This is a genomic window from Cupriavidus lacunae (genome assembly GCF_003353055.1).
GTDB classification, from domain to species: domain Bacteria; phylum Pseudomonadota; class Gammaproteobacteria; order Burkholderiales; family Burkholderiaceae; genus Cupriavidus; species Cupriavidus lacunae.
This window is the reverse complement of sequence record NZ_QKWJ01000014.1, coordinates 37615-62812: the sequence shown is the minus strand read 5'-3', so window position 1 is coordinate 62812 and position 25198 is coordinate 37615. Positions and strand designations below refer to the sequence as shown.

25 protein-coding genes are annotated in these 25198 nt (G+C 65.7%); 11 read left to right on the top strand and 14 right to left on the bottom strand.

Annotated elements, in window-relative coordinates; genetic code table 11:
- The first annotated feature begins 6 nt into the window (after positions 1-6).
- The 4 genes from DN412_RS13965 (at position 7) to DN412_RS13950 (ending at position 2217) form a co-directional block, all read left to right on the top strand.
- The gene (locus tag DN412_RS13965) at positions 7-915 is read left to right on the top strand and encodes a LysR family transcriptional regulator (protein WP_115212182.1); all 909 of its coding nucleotides are present in this window, start codon (positions 7-9) and stop codon (positions 913-915) included.
- 429 nt (positions 916-1344) lie between these two features.
- Positions 1345-1569, top strand: a complete 225-nt coding sequence (locus DN412_RS13960; protein ID WP_078200786.1) for an isochorismatase — start codon at positions 1345-1347, stop codon at positions 1567-1569.
- Between the two features lie 86 nt (positions 1570-1655).
- The gene (gene infA, locus DN412_RS13955) at positions 1656-1877 is read left to right on the top strand and encodes a translation initiation factor IF-1 (RefSeq protein ID WP_008646230.1); all 222 of its coding nucleotides are present in this window, start codon (positions 1656-1658) and stop codon (positions 1875-1877) included.
- 85 nt (positions 1878-1962) lie between these two features.
- Positions 1963-2217 carry a translation initiation factor 1 gene (locus tag DN412_RS13950; protein WP_115212181.1) on the top strand — a complete coding sequence of 85 codons (255 nt, stop codon included), beginning with the start codon at positions 1963-1965 and terminating at the stop codon, positions 2215-2217.
- 51 nt (positions 2218-2268) lie between these two features.
- On the opposite strand, the gene DN412_RS13945 is transcribed toward DN412_RS13950, so the two are convergent.
- From DN412_RS13945 to DN412_RS13930, 4 genes are all read right to left on the bottom strand, one after another.
- Positions 2269-2643, bottom strand: a complete 375-nt coding sequence (locus DN412_RS13945; RefSeq protein ID WP_115212180.1) for a hypothetical protein — start codon at positions 2641-2643, stop codon at positions 2269-2271.
- A gap of 90 nt (positions 2644-2733) precedes the next feature.
- On the bottom strand, positions 2734-3060 hold the full coding sequence (locus tag DN412_RS13940) for a hypothetical protein (RefSeq protein WP_078201498.1): 327 nt from the start codon (positions 3058-3060) through the stop codon (positions 2734-2736).
- 65 nt (positions 3061-3125) lie between these two features.
- On the bottom strand, positions 3126-3428 hold the full coding sequence (locus DN412_RS13935; protein ID WP_115212179.1) for a hypothetical protein: 303 nt from the start codon (positions 3426-3428) through the stop codon (positions 3126-3128).
- A gap of 178 nt (positions 3429-3606) precedes the next feature.
- Entirely contained in the window at positions 3607-3810 is a 204-nt protein-coding gene (locus DN412_RS13930) for a cold-shock protein (RefSeq protein ID WP_010812830.1), read from the bottom strand.
- Positions 3811-4092: 282 nt separating this feature from the next.
- Here DN412_RS13930 and DN412_RS13925 point away from each other — a divergent pair, with 282 nt between their 5' ends.
- On the top strand, positions 4093-4320 hold the full coding sequence (locus tag DN412_RS13925; RefSeq protein ID WP_078200790.1) for a hypothetical protein: 228 nt from the start codon (positions 4093-4095) through the stop codon (positions 4318-4320).
- 83 nt (positions 4321-4403) lie between these two features.
- Here DN412_RS13925 and DN412_RS13920 read toward each other — a convergent pair whose 3' ends face one another.
- Positions 4404-6641 carry an NADP-dependent isocitrate dehydrogenase gene (locus DN412_RS13920; RefSeq protein WP_115212178.1) on the bottom strand — a complete coding sequence of 746 codons (2238 nt, stop codon included), beginning with the start codon at positions 6639-6641 and terminating at the stop codon, positions 4404-4406.
- 339 nt (positions 6642-6980) lie between these two features.
- On the opposite strand from DN412_RS13920, the gene DN412_RS13915 reads away from it, so the two are divergent.
- Positions 6981-8342 (top strand): esterase-like activity of phytase family protein, encoded by a 1362-nt coding sequence (locus DN412_RS13915; RefSeq protein ID WP_115212177.1) that lies wholly within the window; start codon positions 6981-6983, stop codon positions 8340-8342.
- A gap of 73 nt (positions 8343-8415) precedes the next feature.
- Here the strand turns inward: DN412_RS13915 and DN412_RS13910 are convergent, their stop codons facing one another.
- Positions 8416-9957: a methyl-accepting chemotaxis protein gene (locus DN412_RS13910; protein WP_115212176.1), complete on the bottom strand. Its 1542-nt coding sequence runs from the start codon at positions 9955-9957 to the stop codon at positions 8416-8418.
- 278 nt (positions 9958-10235) lie between these two features.
- On the opposite strand from DN412_RS13910, the gene DN412_RS13905 reads away from it, so the two are divergent.
- On the top strand, positions 10236-10664 hold the full coding sequence (locus DN412_RS13905) for a phasin family protein (RefSeq protein WP_115212175.1): 429 nt from the start codon (positions 10236-10238) through the stop codon (positions 10662-10664).
- A gap of 12 nt (positions 10665-10676) precedes the next feature.
- Here DN412_RS13905 and DN412_RS13900 read toward each other — a convergent pair whose 3' ends face one another.
- Complete coding sequence (locus DN412_RS13900; RefSeq protein WP_078200795.1) at positions 10677-10982, bottom strand: DUF1272 domain-containing protein; 306 nt, start codon at positions 10980-10982, stop codon at positions 10677-10679.
- 101 nt (positions 10983-11083) lie between these two features.
- Between DN412_RS13900 and DN412_RS13895 the strand changes: the two genes are divergently transcribed.
- The gene (locus DN412_RS13895; protein WP_115212174.1) at positions 11084-12820 is read left to right on the top strand and encodes a SulP family inorganic anion transporter; all 1737 of its coding nucleotides are present in this window, start codon (positions 11084-11086) and stop codon (positions 12818-12820) included.
- On the opposite strand, the gene DN412_RS13890 is transcribed toward DN412_RS13895, so the two are convergent.
- Positions 12795-13238, bottom strand: coding sequence for an EamA family transporter (locus tag DN412_RS13890; protein WP_425267416.1), 444 nt, complete (start codon positions 13236-13238; stop codon positions 12795-12797). The genes DN412_RS13895 and DN412_RS13890 overlap by 26 nt on opposite strands.
- Positions 13239-13446: 208 nt before the next feature.
- Between DN412_RS13890 and DN412_RS43015 the strand changes: the two genes are divergently transcribed.
- Positions 13447-13746, top strand: coding sequence for a hypothetical protein (locus DN412_RS43015; RefSeq protein ID WP_133303048.1), 300 nt, complete (start codon positions 13447-13449; stop codon positions 13744-13746).
- 21 nt (positions 13747-13767) lie between these two features.
- Here the strand turns inward: DN412_RS43015 and DN412_RS13885 are convergent, their stop codons facing one another.
- Positions 13768-15051, bottom strand: coding sequence for a cytochrome-c peroxidase (locus DN412_RS13885; RefSeq protein ID WP_425267415.1), 1284 nt, complete (start codon positions 15049-15051; stop codon positions 13768-13770).
- A 349-nt stretch (positions 15052-15400) separates the two neighbouring features.
- On the opposite strand from DN412_RS13885, the gene acpA reads away from it, so the two are divergent.
- Positions 15401-17533, top strand: coding sequence for an acid phosphatase (acpA, locus tag DN412_RS13880; RefSeq protein WP_115212172.1), 2133 nt, complete (start codon positions 15401-15403; stop codon positions 17531-17533).
- Positions 17534-17638: 105 nt separating this feature from the next.
- On the opposite strand, the gene gdhA is transcribed toward acpA, so the two are convergent.
- The 5 genes from gdhA to DN412_RS13850 all read right to left on the bottom strand — a co-directional run bounded on the left by gdhA (position 17639) and on the right by DN412_RS13850 (position 23819).
- Complete coding sequence (gene gdhA / locus DN412_RS13875; protein WP_115212171.1) at positions 17639-18982, bottom strand: NADP-specific glutamate dehydrogenase; 1344 nt, start codon at positions 18980-18982, stop codon at positions 17639-17641.
- Positions 18983-19272: 290 nt separating this feature from the next.
- Entirely contained in the window at positions 19273-20028 is a 756-nt protein-coding gene (locus tag DN412_RS13870) for a DeoR/GlpR family DNA-binding transcription regulator (RefSeq protein ID WP_115212170.1), read from the bottom strand.
- 249 nt (positions 20029-20277) lie between these two features.
- Positions 20278-21741 (bottom strand): phosphonoacetaldehyde dehydrogenase, encoded by a 1464-nt coding sequence (gene phnY / locus DN412_RS13860; RefSeq protein ID WP_115212169.1) that lies wholly within the window; start codon positions 21739-21741, stop codon positions 20278-20280.
- Between the two features lie 43 nt (positions 21742-21784).
- A complete protein-coding gene (gene phnA, locus DN412_RS13855; protein ID WP_115212168.1) occupies positions 21785-23047 on the bottom strand; it encodes a phosphonoacetate hydrolase in 1263 nt (420 codons plus the stop codon).
- A gap of 61 nt (positions 23048-23108) precedes the next feature.
- Positions 23109-23819 (bottom strand): phosphonate utilization associated transcriptional regulator, encoded by a 711-nt coding sequence (locus DN412_RS13850; RefSeq protein WP_115212167.1) that lies wholly within the window; start codon positions 23817-23819, stop codon positions 23109-23111.
- Between the two features lie 264 nt (positions 23820-24083).
- Between DN412_RS13850 and DN412_RS13845 the strand changes: the two genes are divergently transcribed.
- Positions 24084-25118 carry a putative 2-aminoethylphosphonate ABC transporter substrate-binding protein gene (locus tag DN412_RS13845; RefSeq protein ID WP_115212166.1) on the top strand — a complete coding sequence of 345 codons (1035 nt, stop codon included), beginning with the start codon at positions 24084-24086 and terminating at the stop codon, positions 25116-25118.
- Positions 25119-25198 lie beyond the last annotated feature (80 nt).

Below are 25198 nucleotides of genomic sequence, written 5' to 3'. Positions count from 1 at the left end.
GCCCCTTTGCATCCCGACCTCAATGACCTGTTTTACTTCGCGCAGGTAGTGGACCACCAGGGATTTGCGCCCGCCGGGCGCGTGCTCGGCATTCCCAAGTCCAAGCTGAGCCGGCGCGTGGCGATGCTGGAGGAGCGTCTCGGTGTGCGCCTGATCCAGCGTTCGACGCGGCGCTTTTCGGTGACAGAGCTGGGACAGACTTATTACGCCCACTGCAAGGCCATGCTGGTGGAGGCCGAGGCCGCAGAGAGCGCGATCGAGCAAACCCGCGCCGAACCCAGCGGCCTGGTGCGCATGACCTGCCCGGTGGCGCTGCTGCACGCCCGCGTGGGCGACATGCTCGCAGACTTCATGGCGGCCAACCCCAAGGTCGTCGTGCACCTGGAGGCCACCAACCGGCGCGTGGACGTGGTGGCCGAGGGCATCGACCTGGCGATCCGCGTGCGCGTGCCGCCGCTGGAAGACAGCGACCTGGTGATGCGGGTGCTGTCCGAGCGCGCCTGGTGCTTCGTCGGCAGCCCGGCGCTGCTGGCCGGCCACGGACCGCTGCTGGCACCGGCGGACCTCAACGCGCTGCCCACGCTTGACCTGGGCCCGCCACGCCCCTCGCACACCTGGTCGCTGTATGGCCCCGACGGCGCCAGTGCCGACCTGCATCACAAGCCCAGGCTGGTCACCGACGACATGATCATGCTGCGCACCGCGGCAGTGGCCGGTGCGGGCATCGTGCAACTGCCGGTCATGATGATGATCGATGAACTGCGCGATGGCCGGCTGGTGAAGGTCCTGCCGGAATGGTCGGTCAAGGGCGGCGTAATCCACGCCGTATTTCCGTCACGGCGCGGGCTGCTGCCTTCGGTGCGTGAACTGATCGACTTCCTGTCATTGCGCTTCGGACAGATCAGCGAACACTGACCATCGCAAAGCGGCCGTGCCGGGGGCACTGCCCGTCACGCGGGCAGGGTTGGCCCGGAAGTGGTATTATGCGAGTTCTTATGCACGGATCGGCAACGCCCGACATCTGTGCGCCAGCCGCAAGACAATCTCACAAAAGCATCCAGCGGCGGCATATCGGGCGTACACCCGATGCGTCCTTGGGCCAGCTTGTGCAGAACGGCCCACCACCCTATCCGACCGGCGGCACGTCCGCTCCGCAACGATCGCCCCTGTACCCGGCGCATCGGCTTGCGCAGGCATGGTCCACTTCACGCCAGATTCAACGCCTGCGCAGCCGCGCGGGCCCGACGCTGGCCCACAGCAACGGCGAACGGCCGCCACCGCGCGACGCCTGCATCGGAACGATGCTCCGCGCCCCTGCGGCCGCGCCCATGAACAGGCATCACATTGAATCGAATCAACGCTACCCCTTACACCGTTTCCGTCTATCCCATCCAGCAGGAACCCGGCCTCTGGTTCGCGACCTACATGATTGCGGAATACCGCAATGGCGCCGAACGCATCGTGGCCAACGTGGCCATGCGCCACGACACGCACCGCTCTGAAGCCCGTGCCAGGCAGTCCGCCCGCCGTGCCGGCGAACGCGCCGCAGCGCGCCTGCGCCAGCAGTAAGCCACCCATCCCATCGGCCAGTTGGTGTCCAGCTGGCCGTCACAACAGCGCGCGCACGAAAGGCGCGGCTACAGCAAGGAGCCTCCTTGGCAAAAGAAGAGCTGGTCGAATTTGGCGGCAAGGTGTCGGAAGTCCTGCCCGACAACCGTTTCCGCGTGATCCTGGAAAACGGCTTCGAAGTCTGGGCGTATTCGTCCGGGCGGCTGAAGAAGAACCGCATCCGCGTGCTGGCGGGCGACCGCGTCACGCTGGAGATGTCGCCCTACGACCTCACCAAGGGACGCATCAACTACCGGCACAAGTCGTAAGCCAGCGTACCCTCGCCATGGCATGCGCCGTGCCGGCGCGTGCCGTCCCGCAAACGCCTCATCCCTCAATCAAGGAGAACCGATCATGTCCGTCATCGAAGAATGGGAAGCCCTGCACCTGACGCCCGAAGGCTGGCAGCCGGGCAGCTACCGGCATGCACCGTGGCAGGCCGTGGAAGTCGCACCGCCCGCATCGGGCGTGCTGACGGTCAGGCGCCACGTGACGGCCACCTATTGCGGGCCGTCGCGCGCGGTGGAAGACCGTACCCCCGAAATCGCCGACATGGCGCTGATCGAAGCGCTGCTGGAGCGCCACGGCAACCCTGTCTTCCAGATCTGATTCTGGCGTGATGCGCGTTGGCGCAGCCGTTGCGGCTAGCGCACCGGCGCGTCAGCCAAGCACGCGCACATGCTGCCTGGCCGTCCTGAGCCCGGCGCCTACAGTGCGCAGCTCACCGTCCCATGGCGCGGCGGCCAGGTCCAGCACATAGTCACCCTCGCGCGCCTTGTCGTGCAACTGGTCGCGCACCACCTGGCCGATGGCCAGGCGGCACAGCGCCTCACCGCTGGCGGCAAGCTGGCCCCGCAACGCGCCCGGGTCGATCAGCACCCCGAACGAACGCCGCCCTACACCCACGAAGCTGGTGAACAGCACACCGGTGGGACGCTCCGCATCGATAAAGCAGACTGCCACGTGATAGGTGATGCCTTTGCCCTCGCCGGGCAAGGTGCACAGAAAACCGGATGATCCCGTACGCATGTCCATAAACGGACTCCTTGCAGTCTGACGGATGACGCCGCGCGCGTATCCGGTTATGCAGCGGGCCTGTCGAGCAGGCCGCTGCAGAACCGACGCCTAAAGCGACGTTACGGATTCGCCGGTCACCAGGCCGTTGATGATGTCTTCACCGAACTGCAGCGCACCGCGGCGGGCCGAGCCGATGTTCTCCCAACGGGACTGGCCCACGGGAAACACGCGCGCATGGTCCTCGCCCGGGCGATAGCCTTCGCGGCAGATCACGATCGAGGCCAGGAAACTGTTGTCGGGCTTGGTACGCGGCCAGGACTGCTCAGGCCGGTGGCGATAAACCAGGGGATACAGGTCAAAACCTTTGTAGCTGGCAAAGGGCGTGCTGCCGGGAATATTGTTGCCAGGACTTCGGCTGGGAGTGCTGTCGCTCACGACGGCTCCATGCGGCATCGTGCCGCGTTGATGGGATGAATTGCTGCGTTGGTGCCTGGGTACGCTCAGGACGCCGCCGGCGAACCTGCCGTTGCCACCGACACCCCCGGCACTGCGCCGTTGATGATCGCCTCGGCATAGCGCAGCGCACCACGGCGCGCGCCACCGACGTTGTCCCAGGGCGTGGCATCCAGGCGGAACGTGCGTGCCTGCAGGCCTTCGGGCGACTCGCCTTCCAGGCAGATCACCACCGCGGCATCGAACGAGCGGTCGGGCCGCGGCTCAGGCCACGCGCGCGTGACTGCATGCTTGTACACCAGGGGATAGAGGTCATATCCCTTGTAAGTTGCAGCTGGATAGATATCCATGGCAGCCTCCGCCCGAATGGTGGTCTTGCCCCCACTCTACGCCTGTTGGCGGGCCCGATGTGGCTTTATTTCACCATTTTCCGGTGTACTGGCGGGCAAAATAAAAAGGCCCCGCCTGGGCGGAGCCTTTTTGATTGGACTGGCGCCGAGGCGCTCAGCTCAACTCAGGTCTGTGCGTTCAGATCGGCTCGATCTTGGTCGCGGCCGGGCCCTTTTGGCCGACGCCAGCAACATAACGCACCTTCTGGCCTTCTTGCAGCGACTTGAAGCCGTTGCCCTGGATTTCGGAGAAGTGCGCGAACAGGTCGTTGCCGCCTGCATCAGGCGTAATGAAGCCAAAACCCTTCGAATCGTTGAACCACTTGACGGTACCGGTTTCCATGTTGGATTCCTTAATAAGTTTTTCTCACCGGCAAAAGCGCCGGCAAGGCATGACGATCAAGGAAGACACAAGGAGAAAAAGTGGCGCCGTGTGGGCAAGCACCTGGACTTCTAGGTTGCTGCTTGAAAGATCCTGCATTCATCCTTATACAGGTCGCCCCCTGCCATGTCAATGAACTTCGCCGAATCGGCCCTGGAATCGCGTGGAAAGTGCGGGTTGAGGGTCTCGCCGCTCCGAGGGCACCGGCATGCTAAAGTGGCCCATCGAACGGAACACACACGGATGACACTCTGCACTGCCTGCCAGGCCATCGAACGCCATGTGCGCGGCGCCCCCGGGCACGCGGCACTGCGCATCACCGATACCCAACGCATCAAGCCGCCGCGCTCGGCGGCGGTCACCATCAGCAGCTTTGTCTGCCAGGACTGCGGCGCCCTGTGGACCTACCGTGACCAGAAGAGCGGCCCGGAACAGGGGTGGGACATCCACACGGAAACGCAGCAGCCCTAGCGTAGTCGCCGCGCAAACAAAAACCCCGGGCCGAGGCCCGGGGTTTTTGTTTGCTGCCAGCCCGCGGAGCGGGCCAGTTGCGATCAGGCTGCCACCGATGCCAGCGCGGCATTCAGCGTCTGGCTCGGGCGCATCGCGGCGCTGAGCTTGGCGGCGTCCGGCTGGTAGTAGCCGCCGATATCCACCGGCTGGCCTTGCACGGCGCCCAGTTCGCCAACGATCTTCTGCTCGTTGTCGGTCAGCGTCCTGGCCAGCGGCGCGAACTTCGCGGCCAGTTCCGCGTCGTCCGACTGGGCCGCCAGTTCCTGCGCCCAGTACATCGCCAGGTAGAACTGGCTGCCGCGGTTGTCCAGCTGGCCGGTCTTGGGCGACGGGCTCTTGTTGTTGTCGAGCAGCTTGCCGGTGGCCGCGTCCAGCGTCTTGGCCAGGATCTTGGCGCGGGCATTGCCGGTCTTGATGCCGACATCTTCCAGCGACACGGCCAGCGCCAGGAACTCGCCCAGCGAATCCCAGCGCAGGTGGTTTTCTTCCACCAGCTGCTTGACGTGCTTCGGCGCCGAACCGCCGGCGCCGGTCTCATACATGCCGCCACCTGCCATCAGCGGCACGATCGACAGCATCTTGGCGCTGGTGCCCAGTTCCATGATCGGGAACAGGTCGGTCAGGTAGTCGCGCAGGATGTTGCCGGTCACCGAGATGGTGTCCAGGCCGCGGATCACGCGCTCCAGCGTGTAACGCATGGCGCGCACCTGCGACATGATCTGGATGTCCAGGCCCTTGGTGTCGTAGTCCTTCAGGTAGGTCTCGACCTTCTTGATCAGCTCGGCTTCGTGCGGACGGTACGGGTCCAGCCAGAACACCGCCGGCATGCCCGAATTGCGCGCGCGCGTGACGGCCAGCTTGACCCAGTCGCGGATCGGCGCGTCCTTGACCTGGCACATGCGCCAGATGTCGCCCTGCTCGACGTCCTGCGTCAGCAGCACTTCACCGGTGGCCAGGTCGACGATGTTGGCGACGCCGTCTTCGGCGATCTCGAAGGTCTTGTCGTGCGAGCCGTACTCTTCAGCCTTCTGCGCCATCAGGCCCACGTTGGGCACGGTGCCCATGGTGGTCGGGTCGAAATTGCCGTTGGTCTTGCAGAAGTTGATGATCTCCTGGTAGATGCGGGCAAAGGTGCTTTCCGGGATCACGGCCTTGGTGTCCTTCGGACGGCCGTCGGCGCCCCACATCTTGCCGCCGATGCGGATCATGGCCGGCATCGAGGCATCGACGATCACGTCGTTGGGCGCGTGCAGGTTGGAGATGCCCTTGGCCGAATCCACCATGGCCAGTTCCGGGCGATGCTCGTGGCAGGCGTGCAGGTCGCGGATGATCTCTTCGCGCTTGGAGCTGGGCAGCGCCTCGATCTTTTCGTACAGGTTGACCAGGCCGTTGTTGACATTCACGCCCAGTTCATCGAACAGCGCGCCGTGCTTGGCAAAGGCTTCCTTGTAGAAGATCTTGACGGCGTGGCCGAACACGATCGGGTGCGACACCTTCATCATGGTGGCCTTCACGTGCAGCGACAGCATCACGCCGGTCTTGCGCGCGTCTTCGAACTGCTCTTCATAGAAGTCGCACAGCGCCTTCTTGCTCATGAACATGCTGTCGATGATCTCGCCGTCCAGCAGCGCAACCTTGGGCTTGAGCACGATGGTCTTGCCGTTCTTGGTGACCAGCTCCATCTTGACGTCGCGGGCACGGTCCAGCGTCATCGACTTTTCGCCGTGGTAGAAGTCGCCGTGCTTCATATGGGCCACGTGCGTGCGCGAGGCCATGCTCCACTCGCCCATGCTGTGCGGGTGCTTGCGCGCGAAGTTCTTGACCGCGGCGGGGGCACGGCGGTCAGAGTTGCCTTCGCGCAGGACCGGGTTCACGGCGCTGCCCAGGCACTTGGAATAGCGCTTCTGGATGGCCTTTTCTTCGTCGGTCTTCGGGTCTTCCGGATAGTCCGGCACCTTGTAGCCCTTGCCCTGCAGCTCGCGGACGGCGCTGACCAGCTGGTGCACCGAGGCGGAGATGTTGGGCAGCTTGATGATGTTGGTGTCCGGCAGCTGAGTCAGCTTGCCCAGCTCGGCCAGGTTGTCCGGCACGCGCTGTGCTTCGGTCAGGAATTCGGGGAACTCACCCAGAATACGGCCCGCCACCGAGATGTCGCTGGTGGTCACGTTGATGCCGGCCGGCTTGGTGAAGGTCTGGATGATCGGGAGGAACGCACTGGTCGCCAGCAGCGGAGCTTCGTCGGTCAGCGTGTAGATGATGGTGGGTTGCTGGTTACTCATTGCTTCTCTCAGATCCTCGAACGGGTGATGGGACATCCGCTTGCTGGGTCACAGCCGGCGGCAATCTAGGCGAAAAATAGAATTTTGCCTCAGTTTGCTTTCGGGAGACTGAAAACCCACTGCTTTTTGCGCGGCTATCGGCAGAAATCCGGGCGCTGGCCCCATATAGCGCCGCCCGCGCAGCACAATCGTTCGCAGATTGCACCGGCACGGTGCCTGCATGGCGTTTACGCTGCAGCGCAGCATGATCGCAGTCATGCGCCCTGCGGATCACAGTTTTGTCAAATTTGGCGCCGACAATGCAGGGTTTTGTCCTCTTCAACGCCAAGGAAAACCACAATGTCTCGTTATTTGCTGCTGGCCCCGGTGGCCGTCGCGCTGGGCTGCCTGGCTTCAGCGCACGCATGGGCGCAGGCCCCTGCTGCCTATCCCGCCACGCTGGCCGGCCATGCCCTGCTGCCGGCCCAGACCATGCTCGCCGTCCCAAAGGACGCGCCCGCTGACCTGCAGGTCAGCGGCAAGTTCACCACCGCGCAGCGCGTGGAGACGCCGGGCACGGTCGAGGGCAAGTCCAACGGCCGGCCCACCGGTGTATCGCTGCCATTCCGCGGCCAGCCGGCGCAGGGGCATTCCGGCATCAAGCACATGGCCGACGGCAGCTTCTGGGTGCTGACCGACAACGGCGCCGGCGCCAAGGCCAACTCGCCGGACTTCATGCTGTATCTGAACCACTACAAGGTGGACTTCGCCAGCGGCCGCATGCAGCGCCTGAAGACCATCTTCCTGCACGACCCGGACAAGAAGGTACCGTTCCGCATCGTTCATGAAGGCACGAAGCCGCGCTACCTGACGGGCTCGGACTTCGATACGGAAAGCTTCCAGTTCGCCGATGGCGCGATCTGGATCGGCGACGAGTTCGGCCCGTTCCTGATCAAGGCGGACATGAACGGCAAGGTGCTGGCCGTGTTCGACACCATGGTCGACGGCAAGGTGGTGCGCTCGCCCGACCACCCCGCGGTCACGGCGCCGGGCGCGCCGGACGGCAGCGTCAAGTTCCAGGTGCGGCGCTCCAAGGGCTTCGAGGGCATGGCGTCCTCGCCCGACGGCAGCAAGCTGTACGCGCTGCTGGAAGGCGCGCTGTGGGACGAGGCCGCCAAAGGCTATGAGAACGATGGCGGCAAGCCCTACCTGCGCGTGCTGGAGTTCGACGTCAAGCAGCAGGCCTGGACCGGCCGCCACTGGAAATATGTGCTGGAAGGCGCCAGCCATGCCATCGGCGACTTCAACATGATCGACGCCACCACCGGCCTGATCATCGAGCGCGACAACGGCGAAGGCACGCCCGACAAGGCCTGCCCGGCAGGACAGAAGCGCACGGACTGCTTTGACGATGTCGCGAAATTCAAGCGCGTGTACAAGGTCGAGCTGAGCGATGCCAACGCCGGCGGGCCGCTGCGCAAGATCGGCTATATCGACCTGCTGCGCATTGCCGATCCGGGCAAGCTTGCACGCAAGCCGTTGACCGATGGCGTGCTGGCGTTCCCGTTCTTCACCATCGAGAACGTCGACGTGGTCGACCCCACGCACATCGTGGTGGGCAACGACAACAACCTGCCCTTCAGCAGCAGCCGCGAGCCGAACCAGGCGGACGACAATGAGCTGGTGTTGCTGGAGGTGGGGGAGTTCTTGAAGGCGCGCTGAGGTTAGCGCTGAGATGGGTGTGCTCCCCTCTCCCGCTTGCAGCGGGAGAGGGGAGAAATCCAACGGCTTGCGCTTACGCCGCCAGCCTGAACGTCGATACCGCCTCCTTCAGCCGCTGCGCCTGCTCCTCCAGCGAGCCCGCTGCGGCGGCCGCTTCTTCCACCAGCGCGGCGTTCTGCTGCGTCACGGTATCCATCTGCGTGACCGCCTGGTTGACCTGCTCGATGCCGGCGCTCTGCTCGGCCGAGGCGGCGCTGATCTCGCCCATGATGTCGGTCACGCGCTTGACCGCGGCCACGATCTCCACCATGGTCTGGCCGGCCTGCGTCACCTGCATGGAGCCCTTCTCGACGCGGTCGACCGAATCGCCGATCAGTGCCTTGATCTCCTTGGCGGCGGAGGCGCTGCGCTGCGCCAGCGTGCGCACCTCGCCCGCCACCACGGCGAAGCCGCGGCCCTGCTCGCCGGCGCGCGCGGCTTCCACCGCGGCGTTGAGCGCCAGGATATTGGTCTGGAAGGCAATGCCTTCGATCACGGCGATGATGTCGACCACCTTCCGGGACGCGCCGTTGATCTCTTCCATGGTCTCGGCGACCTTGCCCGCCGCATCGCCGCCCTTTTCGGCGATGTCCGAGGCATTGACCGCGAGCGTGCTGGCCTGGCGCGCGTTGTCGGCGTTCTGGCGCACGATGCTGGTCAGTTCTTCCATGCTGGCCGCGGTCTGCTGCAGCGACGCGGCCTGTTCCTCGGTGCGCTGCGACAGGTCGGTGTTGCCGGCCGCGATCTGGCTGGTGCCGGACACGATCGACTCGGTACCCGCGCGCACCTGGCGCACGATGCGCAGGATATTGGCGTTCATGTCGGCCAGTGCCTGCAGCAGCTGGCCGGTCTCATCGCGGCTGTCGACGTCGATGCGGCTGGTCAGGTCGCCCAACGCCACGGTGCGCGCCACCGCCACGGCGCGATGCAGCGGCCGCGTGATGCCCACCGTCAGCCACACCGAGAACGCAATGCCGATCGCCAGCACCACCACGCCCAGCGCGATCAGGCTGTTGCGCGCGTTGACATAGATGCCGTCGACCTCACGCGCGGTGGCGTCGATGCTGCCGCGCTGGATGTCGAGCAGCTTCTGGATCTCGGCCAGGTAGGCGTCGCCGGCGGGCACGAACTCTTTCTCCAGCACCTGGTTGGCCTCTTCGGTCAGGCCCTCCTGCTTGAGCTTGGTGATCTTGTCGCGGCCGTTGTTGTACGGGTCGCGCACGCTCAGGATCTTCTGGAACGCGGCCTTCTCTTCTTCCGAGCTGAGCAGCGGCTGGATCTTGTCGCGCAGCGCGGCAATGCCTTCGATCGACGCCTTGGTCTCGGCCGCGAAAAACGCGCCGAGCGACGGGTCGGCACTGCGCGCCACCGCCGTGGTGCGGCGCACGCTGGTGTGCATGAGGCGGTACCAGTCGCTGACCAGCCGCTCCTTGGTCAGCGGCTGCTGCATCATCGCGTGCGTGTGCTCGGCCACCTGTTGCAGCCGCATCATGCCAAATACGGTCATGAGCGCGGAAAGCAGCAATACCACCCCAAAGCCGATCCCGAGGCGGACCCCGATGCCTAGATTCTTCATGTCTTCTACCTGATTAGCACTGGTTATGGCGAAGTGCCGCCGCGCGCCGGTCGGCGTGGCGTTCTTCGCTCTCATCGTCCGCGGGCGGGCCGGGTCGGGCCGAAGCACTCGCGGGCTATGGATGCCAACGGCATGGGGGGCGGAAACTTTAGGGTCTTCCTCGATTGACAGCCAGAAGTGTGCGGATTGCGGCTATAGTGGACAGGAACCCGGCCGAAGGGCGCGCTCCATCCCCCGCCGCCGGCCACCCCGCCAGTCCTTCCAGAAGGAGACCCAGCATGGCCACGCCTCCCAACCCCTTTGCAGACTTCACCAAGATGATGGAACAGTTCCGCCTGCCGGGCGTGGACATGAGCGCGGTGATCGAAGCGCGCCGCAAGGACATCGAGGCCCTGACCGAGGCCAACAAGCTGGCCTATGAGGGCATCCAGGCCATGGTGCAGAAGCAGCAGGAGATCTTCGCCCAGACCATGCAGCAGTTGCAGGCGGCCGCTCAGCAGTACACCACGGCGGGCAATCCGGCCGAGGCCATGGCCAAGCACAGTGAATTCGTGCAGCAGCAGCTGCACCAGGCACTGGAGAACATGCGCGCGCTGGCCGAAACCGCGCAGAAGGCGCAGGCCGAAGCGCTTGCGGTGATCAGCAAGCGCGCCGAGCAGAATGTGAAGGAGGCCAGCGCGCTGCTCCAGCCGAAATCCAAAGGCTAGTCCAGGCCGCCGCTAGCGCTGCTCGGGCGGGACCGGGGCGATCGCCCCGGCAAAGCGTGCATGCGCCGCGAGGTCGACCGGCCGGTGCTTCACCTTGGTGCTGGCCGGGTCGTTGCCGAGATAGTTGCCGTTCTTCCAGTCGCGCGCCGGGCGCACCGGCCGCGGCGTGAAGCCGCCCCCGCAGTTCGGGCAGACATTGCCGAGCATGTCCACGCAGTCTGCGCAAAAGGTGCATTCGTACGAGCAGATGCGGGCTTCGGTGGATTCGGGTGGCAGGGGCTTGTTGCAATGTTCGCAGCCCGGTCTGAGTTCCAGCATATCGCTTGCCTCCTGTGTGGATGATCGATTCGGGATCACCGCCATCGTAGCCGCATTTCCCGGCCAGGCAAGCCATCGCTGAGCACACCACCAACCCCGCCATGCTGCACACCGCCCTGACCCGCCTGATGCCCGGCGCCGCCGAGCTGCTGCGCTACCGCCGCAACGATTTCGCGGTGGACCTGCAGGCGGGCGTTTCGGTGGCCGCGGTCAGCCTGCCCATCAGCGTGGCCTATGCTCAGCTGGCCGGCTTCAGCCCGGTAGTCGGCCTGTACAGCGTGGTCCTGCCGATGCTGGCCTATGCGCTGTTCGGCTCGTCACGCCAGCTGATCGTCGGGCCCGACGCCGCCACCTGCGCGATGATCGCCGCCACGCTGTCGCCGCTGGCGCTGCCCGACAGCGAGGCCTACCGCGCGCTGTCGGTGTCGCTGACGCTGCTGACCGGCGTCTTCTGCGTGCTGGCCGGCAAGTTCCGGCTGGGCTTCCTGGCCGATTTCCTGTCCCTGCCGATCCTTGCCGGCCTGCTCAACGGCGTGGCCATCAATATCGCCTTCAGCCAAATTGGCAAGATCACCGGACTGACGCTGGCGGGCCGCGACGTGATCGGCCAGGCGGAGTCGTTCCTCGCGCAGCTGGGCGCGATCCACTGGCCGACGGCCGCGCTGGGTGCGCTGACGCTGGCGGTCTACTTTGGCGCGCGCGCGTGGCAGCCGCGCGCACCGGGCGCGCTGTTCGCGCTGGCGTTCGCCACCTTCGTCAGCTGGATGCTGGGCCTGCAGGGCCTCGGCATCCAGGTGGTGGGCCCGGTGCCGGCCGGGCTGCCGCGGCTGATCACGCCGTCGATGCCGCACGAGCTGTTCGGCACGCTGGTGCCGGCCGCGGCCGCGCTGGCGCTGGTGTCGCTCAGCAGCGGCATGCTGACCAGCCGCAGCTTTGCCGCACGCAATGGCTACGCCATCGACGCCAACCAGGAGTTCATCGGCATCGGCGCGGCCAGCATCGCCAGCGCGCTCAGCCAGGGCTTTGCCGTAAGCGGATCGAGCTCGCGCACCGCCATCAACGAAGCCGCCGGCGGGCGCACGCGCATGGTGTCGGTGGTGGGCGCGGTGACGGTGCTGCTGGTGCTGCTGTTCCTGACCGACCTGCTGGCGGCGCTGCCCACGGCCGCACTGGGCGCGATCCTGATTGCCTCGGCCTTCAGCCTGTTCGACTTCGGCGGCCTGATGGCGCTGCGCCGCTACAGCCGCGCCGAACACGGCATTGCGCTGGTGACGGTGGCGGGCGTGGTGCTGCTGGGGGTGATGTCGGGCATCCTGCTGGCCGTGGCCATCGCGCTGCTGCGCTTCCTGGCGCAGATGGCCCGCCCCGGCGAGCAGCAACTGGGCCTGTGGCAAGGCCACGATGGCTTCTACGAACTGGCCCACTACCCCGAGGCCCGGCCCTTGCCCGGGCTGCTGATCTACCGCTTCGAATCGCCGCTGACGTTCTTCAACGCCGACTTCCTGCGCCAGCGCATCCTGGCGCTGACCGCGCTGCGAGAGGCGCGGTGGGTCGTGATCGATGCGATTTCCATCGCGCACGTCGACCTGACCGGCGCCACCATGATGCGCGACCTGCAGGCCCAGCTGTCCGCGCGCGGTACCCAACTGGCAATCGCCGGACGCACGGCGCAGCTGACCGCCTGGCTGGACCGCCGCGGCGTGCCGCCGGCAAGCACCGGCATCCTGTTCTACCCGTCCAAGCAGGCCGCGCTGCACGCCTACCTGGCACGCGAGCGCAACGGACCGCCCCCGGACGGCGCGGCCCCAGGCACTAGCGCCGCAGACTCAGCACCATGACCCCGGCCGCCACCAGCGCAATGCCCAGCCACTCGCGCGGGGCGGGCCGCTCGCCCAGGAACAGCACCGCGAACACCGCCACCAGCACCAGGCTGAACTTGTCCACCGGCGCCACCTTGGACGCATCGCCAATCTGCAGCGCGCGGAAGTAGCACACCCAGGAAGCACCGGTCGCCAGCGCGGACAGGGTCAGGAAGATCCAGTTCCGCGGCGTGAACATGGCCGGGTTTCCCCACTTGCCCGTCACCGCCACGAACACCGCCAGCACCCCGGTGATGATGACCACGCGCACCAGCGTAGCCATATCCGGATCGATGCCGGCCAGGCCGACCTTGGCAAAGATCGCCGTGAATGCGGCAAAGACAGCGGACATCAGCGCCCAGGCAAACCAGGCGGGCATGGCGGCAAAGGGGGTCACGGGCAGGCTCCGGCGGATCAAGGATAGATCTTCGAATCATAACCACGGGCGCGGCAACCGCAATCGGAAGATTCCGCCAATCTGGCAGATGTTTCGGGGCGCCAAGAGGCCAGTTTCGCATCAATCTTCGGAATCCTCAGATACCGAGGCCGGAAAGCCGTGACTAATCTGAATTCCATCGTGACCTTCGACTTCAACGAGAACCCCAATGCAATACGTACAGAAGACCGTGGCCGCGCTTGCGCTGGCCAGCCTTGGCTGCGGCGCATGGGCCAAGGCCGTGACGTTTGAAGAGATCGAGCGGGCAGATACCGTGTCAGGGCGGTACATCAACCATCTGTCGGCGACGGAAATGGATACGGTCGAAGGATCGGCTGCGCCCTTGATCGTGGCTGGCGCTGGTTCTGTGTCAGAGCACCAGAACAAAAGCTGCTGGAACCGGCATCGACAACGAATCGGGAACGCCGGGCAAGTAACACCCCAAGACCTCGCTACTCACTCTCGATGACGTTCGCGGCCAGCGCCCAGATCAGCGCGCCGCCTGAGCACGGTAGCCGTCGGTCAGCGTGTTCAGGAACGCAATCACGTCGCGGATCTCACCCTCTGTCAGCGCGGCTCGGCCGCCCGGACGGCCGCCGAAGGGCGGCTCCCTGTTGACGTTGCCGCGATAGCGCTCGGGCAGGTCATCGAACTTGTCCACGCCGCCGTCCGGCATGCGCGGATACCACTTGCCCGGGCGGGTGTCGCGTTCGGCGTAGAAGTGCATCACTTCGTCCAGCGAGTGGAGCACGCCGTTGTGGAAGAAGGCCTTGCGCGTCGCCACATTGCGCAGTGATAGCGTACGGAACAAGCCGCAGTAGGCTTCGTGCCTGCGCAGGTCGGTGCGGTCGGGGCCGCACAATCCCAGGTCGAAGAAGGCGGGGTCGCTGTTGCCGGCAAGTTTGCGGTTGCGCGGCACACCTAGTGCGATGAATCCGAAGTCACTGAACGCCGGAAACACGCCGTCGGCGCTGATCGCGCTGGGATGGCACGCGGCGCAGTTTCCCTTGGCGGGATCGTTGAACAACTTTAGCCCGCGCGCCTCCTGCGGACTCAGTTTCGCCTGTCCGCGCAGCACGGCATCGTACTTGCTGGTGTAGGGGTAGAACTCCGCCGGCGTTTCCTGGAACACCTCCAGCACCATCAGCACCGCCTGGAAGGCCGTGTCGTCGCGATCGAGAATGTCTGGCCCGAACACTTCGCGGAACGTCTGCGCGTGACGGCCCGCGCGAACGCGCGCCACCACCGCCGCCGGATCCTGGTTGGCCATCTCGTGAGCCGACAGCAGTGGAATGCCGGCCTGTTCATGGGTGGAAGACGCCCGGCCGTCCCAGTTGTGCCCCCCCGCGGGACCCTGGTCTTCGCTGTCGTTGCCGTCATTCTCGTGGAAATGCTCGGCAAACGGCGGCACGTTCTGCACGTAGCGCAACGAAGGCGCGGCGCGCACGCCGGTGCGCCGCATATCGGCGCCGCCCAGTTGCACGGACAGGTCGTTGGCTGGCCCGTAGGCATGCTCGGGGCTATGGCAGCTGGCGCAGGAAAGCTGCCCCGATGCGGACAACGTCTGATCGAAGAACAGTGCCTTGCCCAGTGCGCTCATGGCCGGCACCGATGGCCTGCGCGTCGCAAGCATCGTGTAGAAGGCACCTGCGGAAGCCGGCACAGGCTGGCTCGCGGCCGCGGCCACCATGGAAGTCCCCGCCGTGCCCTGTACGGCTTGCGCCTGCTCCCTGCCGCATGCCCCGAGCAGCACTGCCGACAGCATCAGCAACATCCCTGCGGCTGCGCGTCCACACGCCTGCAACGAGGGCATCGGGGCATTCAACAGCGACGGAATTGGCGACATGACGGGAGGGGGGGGCAGGACGGGCGGAGCGGGCGGCGGAAGCAGAGAAGGCAAAGGTGCGAGACACGGGCGGAAGCACAACCCGGACATCAGATGAACGGCGAGCCTAGCAAGGCTTCATGACAATGCCGTGACGCACCCGGATTGCCTTCGCGCGATCCGACCCTTCGTCTTTGGCCTTCATGCGATCCACCGCGGTCATCAGGCTGAAACAGAGCGGCGCGAGACTCCCGCGGCATCAGAGAACGATGTCCCCAACCAACAAATAGGGATTGATATGAGCCATGTATTCCGACCGCTGTCCCTGGCGGTGTTGACTGCCTTGGGCGTGACTGCCTGCGGGGGCAGCGACTCCGGCAGCAATTCCACACCGTCCGCCAGCACCTCCGGTGTGGTCACCGGCAGCTATTTCGAACACGCCCGCGTCTGCCTGGATGCCAACAACAATGGCAAGTGCGACAGCGGCGAAGCCAGTGCCTTCACCAACGCGCAGGGCGCATTCACGCTGCCCGGCGTAGGCGCCGTGGTAGCAGAGATCGGCACAGACGCCTTCCGCAATGAAGACGGCGGCGTGCATAACGCCGTGACGCGACCACTGGTGTTCCGGGCGCCGGCAAGCGCCAATGGCATTGTCAGCGCCATCTCCACCGAACTGGTTGCGCTCATGGAAAGCAACGGCAGCAGCCTGGATGACGCCAGGTCCCAGGTGGCCGCCCGCCTCGGCGTGCCCGCCGAGAAGCTGCTGACCGACCACAACAAGGAAGGCGACAGCAAGATCAAGGCCACCCTGCAGGCGGAAATCGAGCAGGCCATCGACCTCATCGCAGACACGGTGGCCGACGGCGGCGATATCAACCAGGGCATGCGCGATCGCGTGGCCAAGCGCCTGGCGCTGCAGAAGATCAAGACCGTGGTAGTGATCTACGCCGAGAACCGCGGCTTTGACAACCTCTACGGCCTGTTCCCTGGCGCCAACGGCGTCCCGGGCGTGAACCCGGCCTCGACCGGCAAGGCCGAGCCGCAGAAGGACTTCGACGGCTCCACGCTTCCCGTGCTGCCACCTACCTGGGGCGGCCTGACCGCGGCCGGCCAGACCGTTACGCTGCCGCAGTCCAGCACCACGAACTGGGCCAACAAGCCGTTCCGCATCGATGACCCGGTCGGCGTCAACGGCACTGGCGTGGTGGTGCCGCAGTCGGTCACCACGCGTGACCTGGTGCATCGCTTCTATAACAACCAGATGCAGATCAATCGCGGCAAGAACGACAAGTACGCTGCCTACTCCGATGCCGGCGGCCTGTCGATGGGCTACTACGATGGCAGCGGCATGGCCATGTGGAAGATCGCCCAGCAGTACGTGCTGGCCGACAACTTCTACATGGGCGCGTTCGGGGGCTCGTTCCTGAACCACCAGTACCTGGTTTGCGCCTGCGCGCCGCAGTATCCCAACGCCGACACCTCGGTGGCCAAGGGCAAGATCTCCGCCATCGATGTCGACGCGGGCGGCAACTTCTTGCGCCTTACCCCGGGCACCGGCAACCCGTCATCGGTGCTCAACGGTGCGCCGACGTACCTGAACGACGGCGCGCTCACGCCCAAGGACGCCGCCGGCATGTTCTACGCGGTCAACACCATGCAGCCGGCTTACCAGCCGAGCGGCAACAAGCCCGCTACCAGCGACACCACCAAGCTGTTCGCCGACCCGGCCAACAGCAGCACAATGCCCGTGCTGAGCCAGACCACCATCGCCGACCTGCTCGACGCGCGCGGCATCAGCTGGGCCTGGTACGCCGGAGCCTGGTCCAAGGTGGCGCAGGATCCGACCGGCATCTACAACAACACCACGCCCAACTTCCAGCCGCACCACCAGCCGTTCAACTACTACGCCTCGTTCGATCCGGTCGCGCACGCGGATTACCGCAACGCGCACCTGAAGGACTATGACAGCCAGTTCCTGCAGGATGCCGCCGCCGGCAAGCTACCCGCCGTGACGTTCTATAAGCCGCAGGGCAATCTGAACCAGCACCCTGGCTATACCAACGTGGCCGACGGCGATGCGCACATTGCCAGCGTCATCGCCCAGTTGCAGCAGAGCCCGCAATGGAAGGACATGCTGATCGTCGTCACTTACGACGAGAACGGCGGCTTCTACGACCATGCGGCAGTGCCCACGGGCGATCGCTGGGGCCCGGGCACGCGGATCCCGGCGATCGTAGTATCGCCGTTCGCGAAGAAGGGCTACGTCGACCATACCCAGTACGACACGGCCTCGGTGCTGCGCTTCATCACGCACCGCTTCGCGCTGCCGACCTTGCCGGGGCTGAAACTGCGCGATGCCTCGCTGGTGCTCAATAACGCCAAGCCGATGGGCGACCTGACCAATGCGCTGACGTTCCCGGCGCAGCAGTGAGCTGGTGACACGCCGGCAGGCCGCAATGCCTGAGGCGTAGAGCACAAGGGGCAGTCCCGCAAGGGCTGCCCCTTTTTTGCTGGCTTGCTGTAGTGACCTTGGGGGTCAGATCACGCCTTGCGCCAGCATGGCGTCGGCCACCTTGACGAAGCCGGCGATATTCGCGCCTTCCACGTAGTTGATATAGCCACCGGCCTTCTGCCCGTGGTGGATGCAGTTCTGGTGGATGTCCTTCATGATCGCATGCAGCTTCTCGTCGACCTCGGCGTGGTGCCAGGACAGGCGCATCGCGTTCTGCGACAATTCCAAGCCCGAGGTGGCCACGCCGCCGGCGTTGCTGGCCTTGCCCGGTGCGTACAGGATCTTCGCATCGACAAAGCGGTCCACCGCTTCCAGCGTCGACGGCATGTTGGCGCCTTCGGCCACGCAGATCACGCCGTTGCCAAGCAGGGTCTCGGCGTCGTTGCCGTCCAGTTCGTTCTGCGTGGCGCAGGGCAGCGCCACGTCGGCGGGCACGTGCCACGGGGTGCGGCCGGCCTCGAAGGTCATGCCGTGGCGGGCGGCAAAGTCGCACAGGCGGCCACGCTCTTCATTCTTGAAGGCCATCACTTCGGCCAGCTGCTCGGTGGTCATGCCCTGCGGGTAGTGCAGCACGCCGCCGGAATCGGTCAGGGTCAGCACCTTCGCGCCCAGCTCGATGGCCTTCTCGGCGGCGTACTGGGCCACGTTGCCCGAACCGGAGATCAGCACGCGCAGGCCGTCGAAGCCGCGCCCGCGACGGTGCAGCATCTCCTGCGCGAAGTAGACCGTGCCATAGCCGGTGGCTTCCGGGCGCATCAGGCTGCCGCCGTAGGCCAGGCCCTTGCCGGTAAAGACGCAGGCGGACTGGTTCGACAGCTTCTTCATCATGCCGGCCATGAAGCCAACCTCACGCGCGCCCACGCCGATGTCGCCGGCCGGGATGTCGGTATCCGGGCCCAGGTGGCGGTACAGCTCGGTCACCAGCGCCTGGCAGAAGCGCATGACTTCGCCGTCGGACTTGCCCTTGGGATCGAAGTCCGAGCCACCCTTGCCGCCGCCCATGGGCAGCGTGGTCAGCGCGTTCTTGAAGGTCTGCTCGAAGCCCAGGAACTTCAGCACCGACAGGTTCACGGTCGGGTGGAAGCGCATGCCGCCCTTGAACGGGCCGATGGCCGAGCTGTGCTGCACGCGGAAGGCGCGGTTGACCTGCACGCGGTTCTGGTCGTCGGTCCAGGCCACGCGGAACTGGATCACGCGCTCGGGCTCCACCAGCCGCTCAAGCAGGGCCTGGTCGGCGTAGCGCGGATTGCGCCCGACAAAGGGCCAGAGCGTCATCATCACTTCCTTCACGGCCTGGAGGAATTCAGGTTGATTGGGGTCGCGGCGGGCAACCCCCGCCAGGAATGCGTCAAGGGAGGGAGAGTTCACGGATGTCTCTTGCTGTGCTGGAGTGGCTGGATCCGGCAGCCTTGCCGGCTTGGTGCCGGTCTGTGGTGCCGTCTGGCGTTGCGCCGATGGAAGGTGGGTGGCCTCCTATTGTCTGCACATTCACGGCGGGCCGTGAATGTCTGACAACGCAGCACTTTAGCACCAGCGTGGGGCATGCGACAGTCAAAACACCTGTGACAGCGGCGTGAAAGCCGCATTCCGGCGGATCAGGCGGGGATTTTCGTGCGATCAACGGACAGCGCCGCGTCCTAGCGGCGGGCGCCCCGCCTTCAGGCGATGAGCAGCTTGGTGCCCCGCTCCTTGAGCGCCGCCCCCAGATCGGGCTCCGGCGCCATGTCGGTGATCAGCCAGGCAGCCAGTTCGGAATGCTTGATGGTGACCCCGGTATTGCGCCCGAACTTGGTGTGGTCGGCGACCACGCAGGCGACGTCGGCGGCGAGCAGCATGCGGCTGCGCAACTCCGCGGCGGCGCGCGAGAAGTCGCACATTTCGCCGCGCGGGGTCACGCCGCCGATGCCGATAAAGGCAAAGTCGGTGTGGTAGCGCGACAGCTGCTCGATGGTGTCCCAGCCGTGCGTGGCGTCTTCGTTGTCCTGCAGCTCGCCGCCCAGCACGATCACCCGGTTGCCGTTGCGCCGGCCCAGCAGTTGGGCGATGGACAGGTCGTTGGTGTAGACCAGCAGGTTGTGGTGCCCGTGCAGCGCCTGCGCGACCGCGTGAGTGGTGGTGCCGTAGTCCAGGATCAGCGAGGCGCCGTCGCGCACCAGCTCCGCCGCGCGCACGCCGATGGCGCGCTTGCCCTCGGCATTGACCTGGGCGCGGGTCTGGGTATCGGGCTCGGTGCGGTCCGAGGCCAGCGCGCCGCCGTGGGTCAGCACCAGCAGCCCGCGCGCGGCCAGGGCATTGAGGTCGCGCCGGATGGTCTCGCGCGAGACGTCGAGCTCGGTCACCAGTTCGCTGATGGCAAGCGCGCCGGTGGCTGAGAGCTGGTCGAGGATGTATTTCTGCCGTTGTTCGGCGAGCACGGTAACTCCGGGAGCGTCAGGGACTGGGAGCTGATTCTAGCGCAGCGGGTACTGCGGTGTGCCAAGGAATGGCCTGCCCACGACCGACAGCGCGCTCCCTCTCCCGCTTGCGGGAGAGGGTTGGGGAGAGGGCCGGAGTATCGACGAAGTGAAGCCTGTCGGTATGCCAGCGCCTGCCCTCTCCCCCGGCCCCTCTCCCGCAAGCGGGAGAGGGGAGCAAACCGGCGATAGATTCAGTGCCCCAGTACTTCACCCCCAAGGCAACGTAATCGTCTTCAGGTTGGTAAAGCTCTTCGCCGCCTCCTGCACGCCCTCCTTGTACCCCAGCCCCGAATCCTTGATCCCCCCGAACGGGGTCAGCTCGATGCGGTAGCCCGGCACTTCCCACAGGTTGACCGTACCCACATGCAGCGAATTGGCGATCTTCGTGAAATCCTCGATGCGGTTGGTGCAGACGCCAGAGGACAGCCCGAACGCGGTGCCGTTGGAGATGCGGATGGCATCATCCACGCCGCGGAAGGTGATGATCGGCGATACCGGCCCGAAGGTTTCCTCGCGCACCACGGTCATCGACGGATCCACGCGGTCCAGCACCGTCGGCGAATAGCTGGCGCCGTTGCGCTGGTTGCCGACCAGCAGCCGCGCGCCCTGCGCCACCGCCTCGTTGACGCGCGCCTCGAACAGCTGCGCGGCCTGCTCGTCGATCACCGTGCCCATGTCGACGCCGCGGTCCATCGGGTCGCCGTACTTCCACGCGCGGGTCTTCTCGACCACCAGTTCGGTAAAGCGCGCTGCCACGGCTTCATGCACCAGCATGCGCTTGACCGCGGTGCAGCGCTGGCCCGAGTTCTTGTACGAGCCCTGCACCGCCAGGTCCGAGGCGCGGTCCAGGTCAGCGTCGTCCAGCACGATCAGCGGATCGTTGCCGCCCAGCTCCAGCACCACGCGCTTGTAGCCGGCCTTGCTGGCGATGTACTTGCCGATCGCCACCCCGCCGGTAAATGTCACCAGGTCCACCGCCGGGTGCATGATCAGCTCATCGGCGATCTCGCGCGGGTCGCCGGTGACCACCTGCAGCATCTGCGGCGGCAGGCCGGCTTCATACAGCAGGTCAGCCAGGTAGAACGCCGACAGCGGCACCTTCTCCGACGGCTTGAGCACCATGCGGTTGTTGGTGGCGATCGACGGTGCGACCTTGTGCGCGACCTGGTTCATCGGGTGGTTGAACGGCGTGATGGCGCAGATCACGCCCAGCAGCGGCTCGCGCTGGGTCATCACGCGGCGCTTCTTGCCGTGCGGGGTCAGGTCGCACGAGAACAGCTGGCCATCGTCGCGCAGCGCCTCGGTGGCGGCAAAGCCAAGCACGTCGGCCACGCGGCCGATCTCATACACCGAATCCTTCTTGGACAGGCCGGATTCCAGCGTGATCAGGTCCGATGCTTCCTCGGTGCGCTCGCGCAGCAGCGCGGCGGCGCGGTTCAGGATGGCGGCACGCTCATAGCGGGTCAGCGTGGAGCGGTAGGCCTGACCCACTTCGAAGGCGCGGCGCACGTCGTCCAGCGTAGCCTTGGGCACGGTGCCGACCAGCGTCCCGTCATACGGGTTGCGCACTTCGATCACGCGCTCGCGCACGACTTTCTGGCCGTCGATGCGCAGGGCCTCGGCGCGGAAATGGGGGCTGACGGCGCCAGCGGGGAATTGGGGGGCGTTCATGAGTCTCCTCCGGTCAATACAGGCTCAATACAGCTCGATGCACTCATTGCAGGTGGTTCAGCGCGACATCGAAGATGTCGAAGTTGCGTAGCAGGGCCTTGCCGGGAATGCCGGCGGTGGCGCGATTGAACACCAGCGGCACGGTCTGCTCAGACACGCCGCCGTGCGAGCGCAGCGGCGCATCCAGCCCGGACAAGTCGTGGCGGCTGCGGCTGGTGCCCAGCACCACGTGCTTGTCGCTGGTCACCACCAGGTCGCCGACGCGGTCGGGCGGCAGCTCGAAACGCGCGCAGGCTTCGGCGTTGGTCAGCACGCTTTCCACGCCTTGCAGGTCGGACAGCCGGGCCCGGATCGCGGCTTGGTCGGCATCGTCGGGCAGGTAGATGGTGGCGTAGGACCCGAGCGCGCCGTGGTGGACCACGTAGGGATCGGTGATCGGCAGGATCACGCGCGCGCCGCCATCTTCCACGCCGCGGCCCAGCCAGGCGTCAAGGTGGTCCTGCAGGTAGATCACGTTGGGCGCCTTGGTGGCGTCGTCGTGCTTGGCGTTCATGCCGTGGTCGGCGGTCAGCGCGACCACGCAGCCCAGTTCGTCCAGCCGCGCCAGATACTTGTCCATCATGGCGTAGAAGGCGTTGGCGCCGTCCGTGCCGGGCGCGAACTTGTGCTGGATATAGTCGGTGGTGGACAGGTACATCAGGTCCGGGCGGCGCGTTTCCATCAGGCGCACGCCGGCGGCGAAGACGAATTCAGACAGCTCCGCGCTGTACACGTCGGGCACCGGCATGCCGACCAGCTCCAGCACGCCGTCGATGCCGTTCTCTGCCACCGTGGCCTGGTCGGCCTTCTCCGATGAAAAGCAGATGCCCTGCATGCCGTGGCCCAGCAGCCTGCGCAGCTTGTCCTTGGCGGTCACCACGGCCACGCTTGCCCCGGCGTCGGCAAATGCGGCCAGGATGGTGCCGGCGCGCAGGTACTTGGGGTCGTTCATCATCACTTCCTCGCCGCGCCCGCCGTTGGCGCTGCGGTCGAAGAAGTAGTTGCCGCAGATGCCGTGCACCGCCGGCGGCGCGCCGCAGACGATGGACAGGTTGTTGGGATTGGTGAAGGTCGGCACCACGCAGGCGCCGCGGAAAGCGGAGCCGGCTTCCAGCAGCCGCTTCAGGTAAGGCGCGCGGCCGCTGGCGGCGGCGGCTTCCAGGTAGTCGAACTCGCAGCCGTCGACGCAGACCACCACTATGGGCTGCTGCATCCAGCGATAGGTGCGCTGGTTGACGGTGATGGTGCGGGCGTTGGTGTCAGGCATGTTGGGGTTCCTGTGCGTAAGCGCGATCGGGGTCGTTGGCTTCAGTGGATTCAGTCGGGATTCAGGCCGCAGCACCCTTGCCGGCGCTGGCGGGGTCCACCGCGGCATGCATGCGGGCGCGGCCGCGCTCGACGTGCTCGCGCATCAGGCGCGCGGCCAGTTCGCCGTCGCGCGCGGCGATCGCCGAGACGATGGCGCGATGCTCGCGGGTGGATTCGGGCATGGCAGCCTGGTTGCCGGACAGCGCCTCGCGGCGGAACAGCGTCAGCTCCTTGACCAGGCGCCGGTAGGTATCCAGCAGCTTGCGGTTGCCGGCCAGTTCGACCATGTGGTCGTGGAATTCCAGGTTCAGCCGCGTGTATTCGTCGACGTCGCGCGCCTGGCTGGCTGTGTCCAGTGACTCGACCAGAGCGCGCAGTTCGCGCAGGCCCTCGGGCGTGATGCGCGCCGCCAGTTGCCGGCCGATGAATTCATCCAGCACGGCGCGCAGTTCATAGATCTCATCGGCTTCCTGCACCGAGATGGCCCGCACAAACACGCCGCGGTTCTTCTCGGTGCGCAGCAGGCCAGCCTGCTCCAGCGCCCGGAAGGCTTCCCGCACCGGTCCGCGCGACACATTGAGCTGGCCTGCCACCTCGATCTCGTTGAGCTTGGCGCCGGGCGGCAGGTCGCCCGACATGATCCTGAGCTCCAGTTCGCGCTGCACCAGGGTGGTCAGGGACTGGCTCTGCAGGATGGTGATTTCGCTCGCCAGCGGCGCTTGGCGTGACATGAAAACTCCCGTTTGTGACGGATTGAGCAATATCGAAAATCCTTATTGCCATTAAAGCAAGCGGTTTGTATATTGTCAACAATCAAGACATCGGTGCGGCGCAGAGGGTCAGTTACGGAGCGTCAGAATCCAGGCATATGTCTTGCAAGTGTTGTAGCACAAGGGTTTTACGGTGATTCAATGTTGCGCAGCATGCCTCGTGGCATTGCAACATATTCACCAAAATGACACATATCTCCACCTATAATGCCAGAAGGAGTCCCCATGCAACCGTCCTTCACCACCACCCTGCGCACGGCCGCCGCCCTGCTTGCGCTAGCCGCCTCCGGTACGGCGCTGGCCCAGAAAACCACGCTCACCGTCTATACGGCGTGGGAGATCGAGACCCTCAAGCCGTATGCCGAGGGCTTTGCCAAGGTGGCGCCCGATATCGAACTGAAGTACGTGCGCGACTCCACCGGCGTCATCACCGCCAAGGCGCTGGCCGAAAAAGGCAACCCGCAGGCCGACGTGATCGCCGGGCTGGCGGCGTCCAGCCTGGAAGTGCTGAAACAGGAAGGGATGCTGACGCCCTACACCCCCAAGGGCTTCGTCAAGCTGACGCGCGACTACAGCGACAAAGCCACGCCGCCGTCGTGGGTGGGCCTGGACGTCTGGGGCGCCACCATCTGCTTCAACACCATCGAGGCCAAGAAGCGCAACCTGCCGCGCCCCGAGACCTGGAAGGACCTGGCCAAGCCCGTCTACAAGGGCACCATCGTGATGCCCAACCCGGCCTCCTCCGGCACGGGCTTCCTGGACGTGACCGCCTGGCTGCAGCTCTATGGCGAGCAGGAGGGCTGGAAGTACATGGACGGGCTGCACGAGAACATCGCCCAGTACACGCATTCGGGTTCCAAGCCCTGCAAGCAGGCCGGCTCGGGTGAGTTCCCGATCGGCATCTCGTTCGAGCTGCGCGCGCACAAGACGCTGGCCTCGGGCGCGCCGATCGAGATGATCTTCCCCAAGGAGGGCCTGGGCTACGACATCGAGGCCGCCGGCATCGTCAAGGGCACAAAAAAGATGGCGGCCGCGCAGCGCTATATGGACTGGCTCGCCAGCAAGGAGGCCAACCAGCTGTATGCCAGGGACTGGGCCATCGTCGCCTATCCGGGCGTGGCCAGGCAGGTCGAGACCATCCCTGCCAACTACGAGCAGATGCTGGTCAGGAACGACTTCAGCTATATCGCCAGGAACCGCGAGCGCGTGCTGACCGAATGGCAGAAGCGTTATGCCAGCAAGTCGGAGAAGCAGCCCTGAGCGCCTGAGCGCTGTCCTGTACCGGCGCCCTCGCCCCGCCAGGGGCAGAGGGCCGCCGGGTCCCCCAACAGAACACACCG

Coding starts and splice junctions, on each gene's coding strand:
- DN412_RS13845 (WP_115212166.1), top strand. CDS start 24,084: ATGCAACCGTCCTTCACCACCACCCTGCGCACGGCCGCCGCCCTGCTT.
- DN412_RS43015 (WP_133303048.1), top strand. CDS start 13,447: ATGCAATACGTACAGAAGACCGTGGCCGCGCTTGCGCTGGCCAGCCTT.
- DN412_RS13900 (WP_078200795.1), bottom strand. CDS start 10,982: ATGCTGGAACTCAGACCGGGCTGCGAACATTGCAACAAGCCCCTGCCA.
- DN412_RS13945 (WP_115212180.1), bottom strand. CDS start 2,643: ATGGACATGCGTACGGGATCATCCGGTTTTCTGTGCACCTTGCCCGGC.
- DN412_RS13895 (WP_115212174.1), top strand. CDS start 11,084: ATGCTGCACACCGCCCTGACCCGCCTGATGCCCGGCGCCGCCGAGCTG.
- DN412_RS13935 (WP_115212179.1), bottom strand. CDS start 3,428: ATGGATATCTATCCAGCTGCAACTTACAAGGGATATGACCTCTATCCC.
- DN412_RS13885 (WP_425267415.1), bottom strand. CDS start 15,051: ATGTTGCTGATGCTGTCGGCAGTGCTGCTCGGGGCATGCGGCAGGGAG.
- DN412_RS13950 (WP_115212181.1), top strand. CDS start 1,963: ATGTCCGTCATCGAAGAATGGGAAGCCCTGCACCTGACGCCCGAAGGC.
- DN412_RS13925 (WP_078200790.1), top strand. CDS start 4,093: ATGACACTCTGCACTGCCTGCCAGGCCATCGAACGCCATGTGCGCGGC.
- DN412_RS13920 (WP_115212178.1), bottom strand. CDS start 6,641: ATGAGTAACCAGCAACCCACCATCATCTACACGCTGACCGACGAAGCT.
- DN412_RS13930 (WP_010812830.1), bottom strand. CDS start 3,810: ATGGAAACCGGTACCGTCAAGTGGTTCAACGATTCGAAGGGTTTTGGC.
- acpA (WP_115212172.1), top strand. CDS start 15,401: ATGAGCCATGTATTCCGACCGCTGTCCCTGGCGGTGTTGACTGCCTTG.
- phnY (WP_115212169.1), bottom strand. CDS start 21,741: ATGAACGCCCCCCAATTCCCCGCTGGCGCCGTCAGCCCCCATTTCCGC.
- phnA (WP_115212168.1), bottom strand. CDS start 23,047: ATGCCTGACACCAACGCCCGCACCATCACCGTCAACCAGCGCACCTAT.
- DN412_RS13910 (WP_115212176.1), bottom strand. CDS start 9,957: ATGAAGAATCTAGGCATCGGGGTCCGCCTCGGGATCGGCTTTGGGGTG.
- DN412_RS13915 (WP_115212177.1), top strand. CDS start 6,981: ATGTCTCGTTATTTGCTGCTGGCCCCGGTGGCCGTCGCGCTGGGCTGC.
- DN412_RS13850 (WP_115212167.1), bottom strand. CDS start 23,819: ATGTCACGCCAAGCGCCGCTGGCGAGCGAAATCACCATCCTGCAGAGC.
- DN412_RS13905 (WP_115212175.1), top strand. CDS start 10,236: ATGGCCACGCCTCCCAACCCCTTTGCAGACTTCACCAAGATGATGGAA.